Origin of the sequence: Nesterenkonia flava, from assembly GCF_031432335.1 — a bacterium.
Taxonomy (GTDB): domain Bacteria; phylum Actinomycetota; class Actinomycetes; order Actinomycetales; family Micrococcaceae; genus Nesterenkonia; species Nesterenkonia flava.
Map to the genome: position 1 here is coordinate 1 of NZ_JAVKGT010000008.1, position 15,082 is coordinate 15,082.

The window sequence follows — 15,082 nt, forward strand, 5'->3', positions numbered from 1 at the left end:
CACCGGTAGAAGACCTCACCATCGAAGACCGCGAAAGCGAGTTCGTGGACTTCGTAATGGCCCAAGTCGCAGAGCGACGACGAGCCGAAGACGAGTTCTTCCGCCACCTCGATGACCACCCAGGAGGCCGGTGATGAGCCAAACCTTAGACCGTCTGCCTGACCGGATGCGGGACCTGCGGGTGGAGGCCCAGCCGCGGGAGGCCCCGGACCTGCACCGGCTGGCCCAAGTGTTCATCGGCATGGCCCTGGACCGTGCCCGCCCTACCGACACTGACCAGCAGACCGGCGATGACTCCGACACCGCAGTAGAGGCGGAGACGGAGCCCGGAGTAGAATCTGACATGTAAGAAGCCAGCAGCCGGACACCGTTCGGCTGTCGGTGCGCAGTCATGTCTGGCCCATAGGGCTTACTTCGGCAGGCTCCACCCAGCCTGTTGATGTCGTGTTTCCCGTTTACGAGTCGCACCGCACCAGCGGCATCTCATGGTGCTGCTCGTGTTGGCCCCGCCCGTAACGGGGAAGGAAACACGACAATGACCACCACAGCGCCCGACATCTCTAGTCTTCAGCAGCTGGGCGAGACCACCACCCTCGCGGTCTCTTACCTGCGAGTCTCCACCAAGGAGCAAGCCTCCAAGGGCGGCCGGGATGAGGGGTTCTCGATCCCGGCTCAGCGGGAAGCCAACCTGCGCAAGGCCCGCGATCTGAACGCCATCATCGTAGAAGAGTTCGTGGATGCCGGTGAGTCCGCCCGCAAGGCCGACCGGCCCGAGCTGATGCGGATGATCGAGTACATCAAAGCTCATCAGGTGGCCTACTGCATCGTGCACAAGGTGGATCGTCTGGCGCGGAACCGCTCTGACGATGTCGCTATCCATCTGGCGTTGCAGGAAGCCGGTGTTCTGCTGGTCTCGGCAACCGAGAACATCGACGAGACGCCCTCGGGGATGTTGCTGCACGGCATCATGTCCTCGATTGCGGAGTTCTACTCCCGGAACCTGGCCAATGAAGTCTCCAAGGGCATGAGCCAGAAGGCCATCACCGGAGGCACCAATGGCAAGGCTCCCATGGGCTACCTCAACGTGGTGAAGAAGGATGAGCTGGGCCGGGAGATGCGCACCGTTGACCTCGATCCAGAACGAGCCCCCATCGTGAAGTGGGCCTTCGACGCCTACGCCAGCGGCAACTACTCCACCGCCAGCCTGCGTGATGAACTCATCGACCGTGGCCTGACCACCGTGCCAACACCGAAGCGCCCGAAGAAGGCTCCCTCCCTCTCTGCGGTGCACCGGATGCTGTCGAACCCGTACTACAAGGGCAACGTGTCCTTCCGGGGCGCGGTCTATGAAGGCATGCACGAACCGCTGGTGCCCACCGAGATTTGGTACCGGGTCCAGGCAGTGCTGTCCTCCCACCGGGCCTCGGGAGAGAAGACCCAGGTCCATGACCACTACCTCAAAGGCAGCCTGTACTGCGGCCAGTGCGGGTCCCGGCTGATCATGACCAAAGCCAAGAACCGCCAGGGCGTGATCTATCCCTACTTCATGTGTGCCGGGCGGCACTCCAAGCGCACCAACTGTGAGCAGAAGGCCATGTACATCCCGGATGTGGAGCGCGCGGTCGAGAACTACTACAAACAGGTCCAGATACCCGAGCACATCGTGACCGCACTGCGGGAACTGGTGACTTCGGAGTTCGACCGGTTACAGGCCACCACCAAGCAGCAGCAGGAGGCCTACACCAGAGAACGACAGGACCTGATCGCGGAGCGGACCAAGCTACTTCAGGCTCACTATGCCGGAGCTGTGCCGTTGGGGTTATTGAAGACTGAGCAGGAGCGGGTCGCTAAACGCCTGGCGTTCCTGGAAGCACAGATCGAGGCCGGCACCCTGGAGTACGAGCAGGCCCAGGCCCATCTGGAGGACTGCCTGGCCCTGGCTGGTGACTGCCACGCGATCTACACGAGCATCGATGACTCGCTGCGCCGCACAGCCAACCAGGCGTTCTTCGACAAGCTCTACATCACAGAAGCCGATGTCGTGGACGGGCAGGCCGGCGAGCCCTTCGACATCCTGTTCAACCCCGAGGTCCGGTCCACCGCGCTGCGCCGCAAGCAGGCTGGTGGAGACCAGAGTGGAGATCAAACCGCGAACGTCGCAGGTTTGAACAAGGACCAACTGGTGCCCCCGGCAGGATTCGAACCTGCGGCCTTTGGTACCGGAAACCAACGCTCTATCCCCTGAGCTACGGAGGCGGGGGTCTGCCCTGAGGGCTGACCGAAATAGATTACCAGCCGCCGGGGCCGGAACCTAGTTGAGTGGCACGCTCAGCCAGTGACGGCGACCGTGTAGCTCCACAGCTCTGAAGACATACCCACCGGCTTCTGCCGAGGTTCGCCCTCTTTGCCTTCCCCGTGAGACTTCTGGAAGTGCTGGGAGTTCCTCCAGTTCTCGAAGTCCTCCTCCGTGGCCCAGCGGGTGATGACCAGCCAGGTGTTGCGCTCATCAGCAGGCTGCAGCAGCTCGAAGCCTTCAAACCCCGGGGTCCCCTCCATAGAACCGTGACGCGAGGCGAAACGCTTGCCAAGCTCGTCACCGGAGTCTTCAGGGACCGTGATCGCGTTGATCTTGATGATGCTCATAGCTCCATTCTTCCACCTGGGTCAGCCGCGAGAAACATGTTTCAGAACAAGGCAGGCTGGGCAGGTGCTCCGGCACCCGCGGGCACCGGGGTCTCCGGGGAGACCCGCTCGCGCCAGGTCATGTCCGTGCGCTTGTCGAAGCCATGGCGTCGTCGTGCTTCAGCGGCACGCTTGCCCAACCACTGGCGGTACTCGCTCGAGGCATAGGTGCTGAACCCACCGCGAGAGCTGCGGTAAATCCGCCGGTACTTGGGCACCAGGGCGGGGTACTCCTGCTGCAGCCACTGCATGTACCACTCGCGCGCTCCGGGCCTCAGATGCAGAGCCCCGGTGGTCACGTAGCTGGCTCCCGCCTCGGCCAGCGCCGCGTGAAGCGCATCGAGGTGCTCAGCGGAGTCGGTCAGCCACGGCAGGATCGGCATGGCCAGCACGGAACACTCCAGCCCTGCGTCGGTGATGGAGCGGATCAGGTTCAGTCGTGCGCGTGGATCCGGAGTGCCTGGTTCAACCTTCTGCTGCAGGGACGTGTCCACGATGGCCAGGGACACCGCGACGGAGACCGGCACCCTGCGGGCAGCTTCCTGGAGAAGAGGCAGATCACGCTTCAGTAGCGGCCCCTTGGTGAGGATGGAGAACGGCGTTCCAGACTCGGCCAGGGCCCGGATGATGCCAGGCATCAGCTGATACCGCCCCTCTGCCCTCTGGTACGGATCGGTATTGGTACCCAGCGCCACATGCTCGCGCTTCCAGGACGGTTTAGCGAGCTCTGCCCGAAGCACCTCGGCCACATTGGTCTTCACGATGATCTGGGTATCGAAGTCCTTGCCGGAGTCTAGGTCCAGGTACTCGTGCGTTTTCCGTGCAAAACAGTTATGGCTGACGACACCATTGGCGATGAAATCACCGGTTCCAGTGGTGATGTCCACCATGTCCTGAGTTACTGCCAGGTCTTTCAAGCCACTCACCACAAGCCCAGGCGACGTCGTGACCTTCCGACCCACTACCCGCCTCGGCGAGCCACCCAGGTCAGCTGCCCATACAGGCTGCGGCGCCTGTTCGGTCAAAGTCGCCTTGACAGCGGCACCTCCGAGGCCGAAACCCATGAGCCCGTTGTTCACCGTGAGATATGGGCGCTGCCCGTCCGAGCGAGCGAGCGGCGCCACGTACTTCCAACCGCGCTCAGTCAGGAAGCGATGATCTCCGCTGGCGACTATCTCCGTGCCGTCCATGAGCGTCACGCGGTAAGCCTGTTTATGTGTGCGCCACGCGGCTTGCACCTCCGTCTCAACGAAGTATCTGTACCGATCCCGCAGCTCTGTGCCGATGATTCGGTCCCCCACACGGATATCACCAATTGGCTTCTGCCGGCCATCAGCCATGAGAATCAGCGTCTCTGGACTCAGGCAGTAAACACACTGGTGGAGGCATCCACGCGTGGGGTTGACGGTCCACTGGAACGGCATGTTCGACTGCGCAGGAACCTTGTTCAGGGCGGTCTTGCACGCGACCTCGTGAAAGGTCACCCCTTCGAACTCGGGGGTGCGCACCGAGCGCACCAGCCCTTTCATGGGGAGGAGGGCGGCGCCGTCGTCGCCGGTGATCTTCTGACCCTGCCATCGCATGCCCTTATTCGAACACATATTCGAATGAACGTCCATCATCGACGTCCGTGAGCACGTCAGCTGAGCAGCAGGACCACCATGCCCAGAGCAGTGCCGACGGCGAGAACCGAACCCAGCAGCCCCAGCGCGAGGGCGGGCCCACCGGTGCGCCGAAGCTGGCGCAGGTCCACGCCGGCCCCGATGCCCACCATCGCAACGGTGAGCAGCAGGGTGGTCAGCGCGCCCAGCGTCTCACCTGCCGCCCTCTCGACCCCGAACAGCGAATTCAGCCCGACAGCGACCAGAAAGCCCACCACGAACCAGGGCACCAGAGTGGTGCGCCCCGTCCCTTCGCTCCGGCCCTGGACAAGGCCCAGACCAAGCATCAGGGGGGCCAGCAGCAGAACGCGCGCAAGCTTCACCGTGGTGGCCGCGGCCAGTGCAACGGCACCGACCAAGCCTCCCGCAGCAACCACCTGCCCCACCTCGTGAACGCTGGCGCCGATGAGCACACCGGTAAGCCGCTCGCCCAGTCCCAGCACACCGGCGAGCGCGGGCAGTCCAAACAGCAGCGCCGTCCCGCACAGCGTGACGACGGCCAGCGCCGTAGCGGTCACCGCCTGGAGGGGCTGACCGCGCCGGTCCATGCCATCACCACGGTCCAGAACAGAGGCAGCTGCAGCCACCGCGGAGGCACCGCAGATTGCGGTTCCGGTGGCCAGCAGGATCGCCGTGGTTCGCTCTGCCCGCACCGCGGGCGCGAGCAGCAGCATGCCGAAGAAGGTCACTGCGGAGGTGACCCCGATGACGACCAGCACCTCCCAGCCCAGGCCGAGGATGTCGCCCACGGCCAGCTGAAGCCCAAGCACCACAATGCCGATCCGCAGGAGGAACTTGGCCACCCAGGAGAAGCCGGCCTCAGCCCAGCGCGGCACCCAGCCCAGCGTGCGCAGAGCGATGCCGGCGAGAACTGCCAGCAGCATGGCGGATAGCCCCGGCACCCAGGCAGCGATGAACCGGTGGGCAACGGCGGCGACGACCAGTGCCAGTACGGCCCCAGGCATAATCCGGCGCGCGGCACCGCGGAACGACTCGGCGGAGAAGCGAGCAGCCATCAGCGCTCCAGCAGTTCCAGCAAAGCCGCCTCAATCGCCGCCGCGTGACGGTCGGCGGTGTAGCGGGCAAGGATGACCTCCCGGCCCCGGGAGGCCATGCGCTCCAGCTCCTCACGGTCACCCAGGACCCGCTGCAGCACCGCGCGCAGGGCCGCGGCGTCCCCACGCGGATAGAAGCGCCCCGTCTCCCCTTCCGTGACGGCTTCAATCTCCGGACTGGAGTCGGGGTTATCCGCCTCAGCGACCACCGGCACGCCAAAGCTCAGCGCCTGGATGACGTTCAGACCGGCTCCGCCGATGGACACCGCGCAGTCGGCCTGAGCGTAGAGCTCGCGCAGGGTCTCCACGTCATAGACCGCCCCGAGGAACTGCGCCGGGACTCCGGCCTCGGCAAACACACGCTCGAGCCGGGGCCGCTCCACCCCGTCTCCTACGATGATCACGCGCGGGCACGGGCCGGCTGTCTCGTCCCAGTCCTGCAGCGCCTCCGCCAGGGTGTCGAGGCGGTGCCGCGTGGTGAGGCGGGAACTGTAGATGATGGTAGGGACGTCGTCGTGCGCCTGCGGAGGCACTTCGGCCGCGGAATCCTCCACCTGCTGTGCGCTGTAGAGGCTGTTGTAGACGACTTTGATCTTCTCCCGCGGCACGCCGTAGCTGACGCCGAGGTCTTTAGCCCGGTCCCCGTAGACCAGCAGACCGTCCACCAGGGAGTAGAAGGCCAGCCGGAACTGTCGCTTGATCCCGTCCTCCGGACGCTTCCACCCGTGACCCCAGAGGTAGACCCTCCGACCCCGGAGACGACCCGCGGCAGCCGCGACCCATGTGGAGGCGGTATAGATGCGTCCCTCCAGGACAAAAGCGTGATAGCCCCCGCGCCAGACGGCGGCGACCTGGCCCTTCTCCCACCACAGCTTGCCCCAGGTGCGCAGGTGAACGGGGCCGATGGTCTTGAGCACCTCGGCGGAGGCGGATTTGATGCGGTCAGCCTCGCTGGACTCAGCGTTGACGAAGCGGCCCAGCAGGTCCAGGTTCAGTCGCCGGGAGGCCTGCAGGCGCCGAATCAGAGGTTCGCGGTAGTGCGAGACCGTGGGCTGAACCTGGAACCGGATACGGGGGCGGGAGGGGTCAGACACTCCCCCAGCTTATAGATATTTGTGAGGCTCCCCGAGCCCTGGTAAGGTGAATGAGCGCTGCCTGAGGGCGGCGCCCGGGGGTGTAGCTTAATGGTAAAGCCCCAGCCTTCCAAGCTGGCTACGCGGGTTCGATTCCCGTCACCCCCTCCGTGATCCACTATCCCGGTGATGACCTAGCCTCTATCAACGCCGAGGCGCGCGTGGCTGTCGCCGACCAGCATCTTCAGCTGGCGGTCATCCTTCCGGTCTTCAACAACGGTGATCTCCTGCGTGAGCGCTCCTTTGCCTCACTGCGCAGGTTCCCGCAGTTCTCCCGCCTCCATGTGCTGCTGATCGACGATGGGTCCACCGACCCCGACACGGTAGCCACGGTTCGCGAACTGGCGCAGGCCTACCCCAATGTCACCGCCTTCCTCCACCGCACGGGAGGCTCAGGCTCGGCCTCCCGGCCCCGCAACGTGGGCCTGGCTCTGACCCATACCCCGTATGTCACCTACCTCGACCCCGACGACGAGGCGCACGACGACGTCCTCTGGCGGGCCCACGAAGCCCTCGCCCAAGCGCCCGAGGCCCAGCTGGCCATCACCAATCAGCTACGCGCGGGCTCCGAGGGCTGGCAGGACGTCAACAACATCCGCCACTACGACCTGCACCCCCTGGAGGGGCGCGCCGACCTCTACCGGGCTGGACCCCAGGTGCTCACACAGGCGCAGTTCCGGCAGACCAACCTGGCCGCTCTGGTGATCCGCACTGAGTGGCTGAAGTCCACTGGAATCGAGCAGGTGCTCGGAGCTGCCGGGCAGGACTCCCTGTTCTTCCTGCAGGTCTTCGCCGCCGCCGAGACCTTCCTGGCCCACCGTGAGCCCGCCTACCTGTACCACGCGGACACCCCCGGATCCATGGTGAATGCCGTGGGCGCCCGGTACTTCGCCAAGTGCGTGATCCGTGAACGGGCGCAGGCACAATGGCTGAAGGAGTCCTCCCTGCTGGAGGCCTATGTCCGGCAGGGCCTGGAGCGGGCCCTGGTCACCTGGTACCTGCGCAAGCTCAAGCAGGTCCCCGGCGACGACGGCGGCTTCCAACGGGCCGAATGCGCCCAGCTGATCCGTGAGATCGCTTCCCTCTACGTGGGCGACCCCTCCCGCCACCGGTGGCGCTACCCCCAGACGATGCTGTTCTTCCGCCGCCCCGGTCTCCCCTCCGCCCAGGGGCTGCGCGCAGCGGCAGCGTCTGTTCGCGCCGCGCTCTCCTCCTGACCACCGGCCGCTCGTTTAGCAGCTCCCGCGCCCTCCCCAGTTCTTCATCTCACCGTCGGTGCGCGTGGTGGGCAGCACCATGATGGAGCCCCTGGTGAAGATCACCGACGAGTACGAGATCGTCCCCTGGCTGGCTCGGGACTGGGATGTCAGCGACGACGGACTGGAGATTACCCTCCGCCTGCAGGAGGACGTGCAGTGGCACGACGGTGAAGCATTCACTGCCGAGGACGTGAAGTTCAACCTCGAGGAGGTCATCCAGTACCAGTACATCGCCGGTGACGCAGCTGCTTCCATCGGATCGGTGGAGGCACCCGACGAGCACACCGTGGTCATTCACATGGACGAGCCCTACGGCCCCTTCTTCGAGATGCTGGCAGTGCAGAGCATGATTCCCCAGCACATCTACGAGGGCACCGACTTCCTCACCAACGAGGCCAACTCAGCACCGGTGGGCACCGGGCCCATGGTCTTCGACTCCTTCACGGAAGGCGAAGAGGTCGTGGTCACCGGAAACGAGAACTACTGGGCCGGGGAGGTGGAGATCGACCGGCTCATCTTCCCGGTATTCCCCGACCCGAACGCGCAGGACCTCGCCCTGCTCTCCGGGGAGCTCGACCGCGGCGGCGTCAGCGCCTCCCGCTACGAGGACATCGAGGCCGAACCCGAACTGGAGACCAGCACGCGGGGCTCTATGCAGTGGATGGCGTTCTTCAATATGAACACGGACGTCGAGGAGCTCCAGGACCCGCAGGTACGTCAGCTCGTGTACTCAGCCATCGATCGCCGTCGCGTCCACGAGGTGGCCGTTCCGCACAACTCGGAGTTGGCAGAGAGCATCTACCCGGACCCCCTGGACTGGGCCCACAGCCCCAACGTCAACTACCTGGAGGACTTCGCCTACGACGTCGAAGCCATCAGCCAAGGACTCGACGACGCCGGCTATCCGGTGGGCAGCAACGGCTGCCGGTTCAGCCTGGAGCTGACGTATATGGCGCCGGACCCCAACGCGCGCCAGATCGCCGAGGTGGTCCAAGCGTCGATGGACGAGGTAGGCATCTGCATCGACCTCAACGGCATTGATAATAACGTCTACCAGGACCTGATCTATGTGGAGCGTGACTTCGAAGTCACCGTCCTGGTCGGCGCCACCGAGACAGACCCCAACCTGGGAATCACCATCTGGCACGAGTGCAATGAGGACGGCGTGCATTCCCGGAATCCTTCGGGGCACTGCGACGAGGAGCTGGACCGCCTGGCGGAGCAGGCGCTTCGCGCAGTGGACGAGGCTGAGCGCGGACGCTACCTTCAGGAGTTTGAAGAACGTGCAGCAGAGGTGATGGTCTCAGCGCCGATCGCCCACGTCTGGGGCCTGAACGCGTACAACGCCCAGAAGTGGGACGGCGCGGACCTGCCCACTCGCCACATTCCCATCGACTGGCACGAGATCCGTCCCGCTCAGAGGGACTGAGGCGGCGCTGCCTCAGCTCCGGCGCGAGGAGCGCGCGTATTCATCCGCGCCCCGACCCAGCAGCGCCTGGGCCATGCCCACTCCCTCGCACACGTAGTAGTCATCGGTATAGGTGACAGGGCGACGTCGCAGGTGCTTCTGCGCGCGACGCAGCGACCCATAGCCGATGCGCACCGCCGATTCGGCAGCAAGACGCACCGCAAGAGCGCCGCCCCGCGTGCCCTTGGCCTGCATCTTCAGGGCGCGCACCCTTCCGCCGCGGACCGCGCGTGCGCGCAGCCACTCCTTGGTGGCACGCTCCTGGGGCACTACCTCCACCACCTGGGCCTGGGCGCACCACCACACATCGGCGCCGGCGGCCAGCAGACGGTCAAAGAGCTCAGAGTCCTCGCCTCCGGAGAAGTTGAACCGCTCGTCAAAGCGAAACCCGGAGGCGGTGAACCAGTGGGCACGCACCAGCGTGTTGTTGGTGGCCGGTCGACGGTAGCGCAGTTGGCCTCCGCGTCCTGTGGCGCTGAGCCAAGGGCCGGTGGGCCGGTCGGTGCGGCGCACGTAGCCGTACTCCTCGAGCCACGCGGGCTCTTCGCCGGTGAACTCCGGGGTCACCGGGCCTGTGACCACGTGGGCGCCCGATGAGTCTGCACAGTCCAGCAGCGCCGCGAGCCAGCCGGGCCTGACGTACTCGTCGTCGTCCAGGAAGATGACGGCCTGGGCGTCAGTGGGCACGGCGTCCAGGCTCGTGTTCCGGGCCGTACCAATCCCGGGCTGCGGCTGATGGAGGTACCGTGCCAGAGGGAGGGCCCTCTTGACGGTGGCCTCGGCCGCCGGCACTGGCGCGTTGTCCACCACGATCACGTTCTGCGCAGGGATCGGCTCGGTGCTCAGACTCCGCAGGAGCCGGGTCAGCAGCTCATTGCGTCGGTAGGTCGCCACACAGATGTAGACGTGTGAAGCGTCCAGTGCCGGAGGCTGCTCCGTCACGGAGTGCCCTCTGCGGACTCATCCAGCTGCTCGAGGTCATCTGGCTGCACGTTTTCAGGAGCCGTGCCGTCCAGGAGGGACTCGGGATCATCCTCGTCGCTCTCGGGCGCGTCGGTCTCCTCACCGGTGAAGGAGTCGTCGAGCATCTCTCCGTCGAGACGTTCGTAGTGCTCCAGGAACCCGCTGAGATTGTCGTTCTTCAGGGAGCGCTGCAGCAGCGCCATGAGCTCTTCGTCGGGGAGGATGACCTGGGCTCCCCCGGAGGTAACGGTGTGCTCGCCGGTGGGGATGGTGAACATGTGGATGTCAGATCCCCGCAGCTGGTGCATGTCCATGGCGTAGCCGGCGATAGTCTCAGCATCCAGGGCAGAGTCAACTTCCAGATAGGGCACGATCTCCTCCACCACGCTCATGACGCGCTGAGGGTTAGTCAGGGTGTCCCCGGAGAGGAAGCGTTCAACGATGGCCCGGACCACGAGCTGCTGATTCTGCACGCGCACATAGTCACCCATGGGGAAGGATTTGCGCTCCCGCACAAACCGCAGAGCGTTGGAGCCCTCGAGCCGGATGGTGCCTTCAGGATAGAAATCCGGGTTGCGCTGACCAGCGGAGAACGACCGCGGATTGTCCACGTAGACTCCGCCCAGCGCCTCGGTCAGCCCGGCAAAGCCTTCGAAGTCGATGACGGCAACATGGTCGATATGCGTGTAGAGCAGCTCTTCAACCATGTCCACGGCCAGCTCGTAGCCACCGGCGCTCAGCGCGGAGTTGACACGCCCCATGCCTTCGCCGGGGACCTCCACCCACAGGTCACGCATGATGGACATCACGTAGACCTCGGAGCGGTCTGCCGGGATGTGCACGAACATCATGGTGTCCGAGCGCTCCCCTTCCTCCCCGATGCGAGAACGGTACTCGCTCTCGACGTCGCCGCGGGAGTCGGTGCCCAGCAGCAGGATGTTGATCGTGCCTTCGGGAGTGCGGTAAGCGGTGTCGTCCTGGAGGTCGAGTTCATCGATCACGTTGCGGTTCTCGTTGAACGTGCTCGAGAGCTGATGCAGATAGGTGCCGGCTACGGCCACAGCGGCAATGACCAGGACCGTTATGGCGGCGAGGCTGAAGAGCGCAATCCGACGACGACGCCGGCGTCGCTCCGGCGGGGCCTTCTTCTTTCCTGCTGCGGGTGCGGGGACCGGAGGCTCCGGTTGATGCTTAGCCCGGCGTGGGCGGTGAGGCTGTGCCTCCTCGCTATTGGACCCCACGGGCCCTCCCTTCTCCACCGCGATCGCGCAGAACTGTCCGCGCTATGCTAGCCGACGATTCTGGACGATTCGCACCTATCGGTCCTCTCACCAACGCCCGTTTCGCGGACGCGGCTGGCAGCGCGGGCACCAGTAGGAGGACCTGTTGGCGAAGGCCTCCCGGCGCACAGCTGTGGTGAGTCCCGCTGCTGCGCAGCGGCGGCACGGCTGGCCGGCTCGGCCGTAGCACTCCAGCGACCGTGCGAAGTATCCGCTGGCACCGTTGACGTTGACATAGAGCGAGTCGAAGCTGGTGCCTCCGGCCTCCAGCGCAGCGCGCATCACCTGCTGTACGGCGCTCAGCAGCCGCATAGCTTCCGCCCGGGTGATGGTCTCGGTGCGGCGGGCATAGTGCAGCTTGGCCAGCCATAGGGCCTCGTCCGCGTAGATATTGCCGATTCCGGAGATCACCGTTTGGTCCAGCAGCGCCCGTTTGAGCCCTGACCGGCGGGACCGCAGGCGGCGGAACAGGGTCTCCGCCTCATACCCGCTCTCCAGCGGGTCCTGGGCGATATGGACGGCGACGGCGGGCACGGAGCCGCTGGCATGATCGGCGTCCACCAGCGGGCTGATGAGCAGGTGTCCGAAGATCCGCTGGTCCACAAAGCGCATCTGACCGGGTGCACCGGCGTCCTTGTAGAGCGGGCCCAGGTCGAAGGTGACCTTCAGGTGCTTCTCGGCGGGAGCGCGCTGCTCCTCCATGAGGACCTGGCCGCTCATGCCGAGGTGGATCAGCAGCGCTGGGGGCGTGCCGCCCGAGCATGCGGGGACGAAGGGTATCCACAGGTACTTGCCGCGCCGGGCCGGGGTTCCAAGTGTGGCACCGGTGAGCTGGCCGGTGAAGTCTTCGACGGGGGTGCGCGTCGGGTCTGCGGGGATATGGCGGCGCAGGCTGCGGGAATCGTGGACCGTGACGGTCTCCACGGTACGCCCAGCGGCCCAGGTCTGGACGCCGCGGCGGACCACTTCAACTTCTGGCAGCTCAGGCATGGCTCGTCATGATGGGCTCAGTAGCGGCCCAGCACGAGGGCGAGGATGTCATCTCCCCCGGTGTGGGTGCTCAGCTGTTCGACGCCGGCGCGGGCAGCGGCGCGCTCAGCCTCCTTCTTTGAAGGCCCGGTGCCGGTTCCGTACTGAGTGCCGCCGATGGTCAGGGTGGCTTCGAAGGATTTGTTGTGGTCGGGACCAAAATCCTCAATGAGGTATCGGATTTCTCCGAGGTCCCGTTCGGCGGCGATTTCCTGGACTGTGGTCTTCCAGTCCTTGCCGGCGGTCATCGCTTCTTTGTCCTGCAGCAGCGGAGTCACCAGCCGCAGGACCAGTCGCCGGGCAGTCTCCAGGTTGGTGGAGAGATACGCGGCGCCGAAGAGCGCCTCCATGGTGTCCGCCAGGATTGAATCCTTGTCCTGACCGTTGCTGCGGGCTTCTCCGGTACCGAGCTTGATGTGCGGTCCCAGGTTCAGGCTGCGCGCGATCCGGGCCAGTGCCCGGGTGGACACCAAAGCTGCCCGCAGTCGAGCCAGGTCACCTTCAGGGAGCTCAGGGTAGGTCCGGTAGAGATAGTCGGTCACGGCGATGCCCAGCACCGAGTCCCCCAGGAACTCGAGGCGCTCGTTCGTGGGCAGCCCCTCGTTCTCATACGCATAGGAGCGATGCGTGAGGGCAAGACGAAGAGTCTCGGGGTCGATATGGACCCCGAGACTCTCGATCAGTATGTGGTTCTCGGCCAACTCAGGCGTCGGCGACCTTGCGACCCTTGTACTCGTAGAACAGCGGGGTGTCAGCCGAGTCGGTCACCAGCTTGGCCTGGTGAGGACGGCTGTAGACCACACGGCCGTTCTCCACGGTCTTCACCAGGGTGGGCACTTCGGCCTTCCACTGGGAGCGGCGGTGACGGGTGTTGGCACGGGACTTCTTCCGCTTCGGAACAGCCACGGTGTCTCTCTTCTCTCTCGTTGACGGTCGGTCAGGTGTTAGTCACGTCTTATGGAGGACGTCAGGGGGCGCTAGGCCTTGTCCTCGTCCTCATTCAGTTCTGCTGCCAGGTCCTGCAGGGCGGCCCAGCGGGGGTCGAGCTGTTCGTGGACATGCTCGGGGTCCTCCTCCATGCGGAATCCGCACTGGGAGCACAGTCCCGGACAGTCCCCGCGGCAGACCGGCTGGAACGGCAGCGCTGTGACCACCAGATCACGCAGCACCGGCTCGAGGTCCAGGGTAATGTCCTCGCCGACGATGCGCGTGTCGTCCTCGTCTCCGTCGCGTCCTTCCTCCGCGTCCCAGGAGAACAGCTGCATGAGATCAACTGTCAGCGGGTAGCTGAGGGGGTCCAGGCATCGGCCGCATTCGCCGGTGACCCGCGCGGTGGCGGTGCCGGTGACGAGTACGCCCTCATGGACGGATTCAAGCCGCACGTCGAGGTCAATGTCGCTGCTCTCCGCAACACCGACCAGCACAGTGGCGAAGCCTGCCGGAGCGGGCACGGTGCGGAGAATCTCTTCCCCGGTTCCGGGCCTGCCCTTGAGCTCTTTGACGTCCACCTGCAGCAGACTGCTCTGCTGTGGATGTTTCACAGCGTGTCAGTCTACCAGCTTGGGAGTTTCAGGCGCGAACTGTGGAAACTTCGCGTCCCTCAGAGGTCCGCGGCGAAGTCCTTGAGCCAGCTCCGCAGGTCCGGACCCAGGTCTTCACGATCCACCGCCAGGGTCACCACAGCCTTGATGTAGCTGAGCTTATCCCCGGTGTCGTAGCGACGGCCGCGGAAGATCACCGCGTGGACTCCTCCGCCCTCCTCAGCGGGCTTCGACGCCATCACCTGCAGGGCATCGGTCAGCTGGATCTCGTTGCCCTTGCCCGGCGGAGTCTGTTCCAGCTGCGCGAAGATCGCCGGGTGCAGCACGTAGCGGCCGATGATCGCCAGGTTCGAAGGCGCCTCCTGGACCGGGGGCTTCTCCACCAGTGCCTGCACGGGCACCACCTCAGCACCGGGCTCGTTGTCCGCCCCGCCGGCGTCGACGACACCATAGGCGGAGACGTTCTCCTCGGGCACCTCCATCACCGCGATGACCGAGCCGCCCAGCTTCTGCTGGGTCTCCATCATGGTTGTCAGAAGTTCATCGCGAGGATCGATCAGATCATCACCCAGCAGCACAGCGAAGGGCTCGTCGCCCACGTGCTGCTTGCCGCAGAGCACCGCATGGCCCAGGCCCTTCGCCTCGCCCTGACGGACATAGTGGATATCGCCCAGCTCGGTGGCGTAGCGCACCGCCTCAAGCTTCTTGGTGTCTCCCTTGGCTTCGAGGATGGACTCGAGGTTGGGAGCACGGTCGAAGTGATCCTCCATGGCACGCTTATTGCGGCCGGTGATCATCAGAATGTCGTCGAGCCCGGCCTTGGAGGCCTCGGCGACGACGTACTGGATGGCGGGCTCGTCCACCACCGGCAGCATCTCTTTTGGCATGGCTTTGGTTGCCGGCAGGAAGCGCGTGCCCAGGCCGGCGGCGGGGATCACGGCTTTACGGATCGACGTCGTAGTGCTCATGTAGCACACCCTATCGCGAATTCTCGCGCTGACTCGATGAAAA

Annotated in this window: 15 protein-coding genes, 2 tRNA genes and 1 pseudogene; 5 read left to right on the top strand and 13 right to left on the bottom strand. The window is 65.1% G+C overall.

What is annotated here, in order from left to right:
• Positions 1-133 precede the first annotated feature (133 nt).
• On the top strand, positions 134-349 hold the full coding sequence (locus RH857_RS04150; RefSeq protein ID WP_310536715.1) for a hypothetical protein: 216 nt from the start codon (positions 134-136) through the stop codon (positions 347-349).
• Positions 350-535: 186 nt separating this feature from the next.
• Positions 536-1,624, top strand: a pseudogene (locus tag RH857_RS04155) (recombinase family protein); the annotation flags it as partial.
• Positions 1,625-1,819: 195 nt separating this feature from the next.
• Here RH857_RS04155 and RH857_RS04160 read toward each other — a convergent pair.
• The 6 genes from RH857_RS04160 to RH857_RS04185 form a co-directional block, all read right to left on the bottom strand.
• Positions 1,820-2,146, bottom strand: coding sequence for a hypothetical protein (locus RH857_RS04160; protein WP_310536716.1), 327 nt, complete (start codon positions 2,144-2,146; stop codon positions 1,820-1,822).
• 34 nt (positions 2,147-2,180) lie between these two features.
• Positions 2,181-2,256, bottom strand: a tRNA-Arg gene (locus RH857_RS04165).
• 72 nt (positions 2,257-2,328) lie between these two features.
• On the bottom strand, positions 2,329-2,643 hold the full coding sequence (locus RH857_RS04170; RefSeq protein WP_310536717.1) for an antibiotic biosynthesis monooxygenase family protein: 315 nt from the start codon (positions 2,641-2,643) through the stop codon (positions 2,329-2,331).
• A gap of 41 nt (positions 2,644-2,684) precedes the next feature.
• Complete coding sequence (locus RH857_RS04175) at positions 2,685-4,304, bottom strand: Rv2578c family radical SAM protein (RefSeq protein WP_310536718.1); 1,620 nt, start codon at positions 4,302-4,304, stop codon at positions 2,685-2,687.
• Positions 4,305-4,321: 17 nt separating this feature from the next.
• Complete coding sequence (locus tag RH857_RS04180; protein WP_310536719.1) at positions 4,322-5,359, bottom strand: YeiH family protein; 1,038 nt, start codon at positions 5,357-5,359, stop codon at positions 4,322-4,324.
• Positions 5,359-6,492, bottom strand: coding sequence for a glycosyltransferase family 4 protein (locus RH857_RS04185; RefSeq protein ID WP_310536720.1), 1,134 nt, complete (start codon positions 6,490-6,492; stop codon positions 5,359-5,361). Before RH857_RS04185 ends, RH857_RS04180 begins: the two co-directional genes overlap by 1 nt.
• Before the next feature lie 76 nt (positions 6,493-6,568).
• Between RH857_RS04185 and RH857_RS04190 the strand changes: the two genes are divergently transcribed.
• The 3 genes from RH857_RS04190 (at position 6,569) to RH857_RS04200 (ending at position 9,219) form a co-directional block, all read left to right on the top strand.
• A tRNA-Gly gene (locus tag RH857_RS04190) sits at positions 6,569-6,639 on the top strand.
• Between the two features lie 2 nt (positions 6,640-6,641).
• Positions 6,642-7,748, top strand: a complete 1,107-nt coding sequence (locus tag RH857_RS04195) for a glycosyltransferase family 2 protein (protein ID WP_310536721.1) — start codon at positions 6,642-6,644, stop codon at positions 7,746-7,748.
• A gap of 64 nt (positions 7,749-7,812) precedes the next feature.
• Complete coding sequence (locus tag RH857_RS04200; RefSeq protein ID WP_310536722.1) at positions 7,813-9,219, top strand: ABC transporter substrate-binding protein; 1,407 nt, start codon at positions 7,813-7,815, stop codon at positions 9,217-9,219.
• Positions 9,220-9,231: 12 nt separating this feature from the next.
• Here the strand turns inward: RH857_RS04200 and RH857_RS04205 are convergent, their stop codons facing one another.
• The 7 genes from RH857_RS04205 to galU all read right to left on the bottom strand — a co-directional run bounded on the left by RH857_RS04205 (position 9,232) and on the right by galU (position 15,039).
• Entirely contained in the window at positions 9,232-10,200 is a 969-nt protein-coding gene (locus RH857_RS04205; RefSeq protein WP_310536723.1) for a glycosyltransferase family 2 protein, read from the bottom strand.
• Positions 10,197-11,462: an LCP family protein gene (locus RH857_RS04210; RefSeq protein ID WP_310536724.1), complete on the bottom strand. Its 1,266-nt coding sequence runs from the start codon at positions 11,460-11,462 to the stop codon at positions 10,197-10,199. The genes RH857_RS04205 and RH857_RS04210 overlap by 4 nt, the downstream gene beginning before the upstream one ends.
• 87 nt (positions 11,463-11,549) lie before the next feature.
• A complete protein-coding gene (gene mutM, locus RH857_RS04215; RefSeq protein ID WP_310536725.1) occupies positions 11,550-12,491 on the bottom strand; it encodes a bifunctional DNA-formamidopyrimidine glycosylase/DNA-(apurinic or apyrimidinic site) lyase in 942 nt (313 codons plus the stop codon).
• Positions 12,492-12,508: 17 nt separating this feature from the next.
• Entirely contained in the window at positions 12,509-13,231 is a 723-nt protein-coding gene (gene rnc, locus RH857_RS04220; RefSeq protein ID WP_310536726.1) for a ribonuclease III, read from the bottom strand.
• 1 nt (position 13,232) lies between these two features.
• Complete coding sequence (rpmF, locus tag RH857_RS04225) at positions 13,233-13,436, bottom strand: 50S ribosomal protein L32 (RefSeq protein WP_044494594.1); 204 nt, start codon at positions 13,434-13,436, stop codon at positions 13,233-13,235.
• Positions 13,437-13,507: 71 nt separating this feature from the next.
• Positions 13,508-14,071, bottom strand: coding sequence for a YceD family protein (locus RH857_RS04230; protein WP_310536727.1), 564 nt, complete (start codon positions 14,069-14,071; stop codon positions 13,508-13,510).
• A gap of 59 nt (positions 14,072-14,130) precedes the next feature.
• Complete coding sequence (gene galU, locus RH857_RS04235; protein WP_310536728.1) at positions 14,131-15,039, bottom strand: UTP--glucose-1-phosphate uridylyltransferase GalU; 909 nt, start codon at positions 15,037-15,039, stop codon at positions 14,131-14,133.
• Positions 15,040-15,082 lie beyond the last annotated feature (43 nt).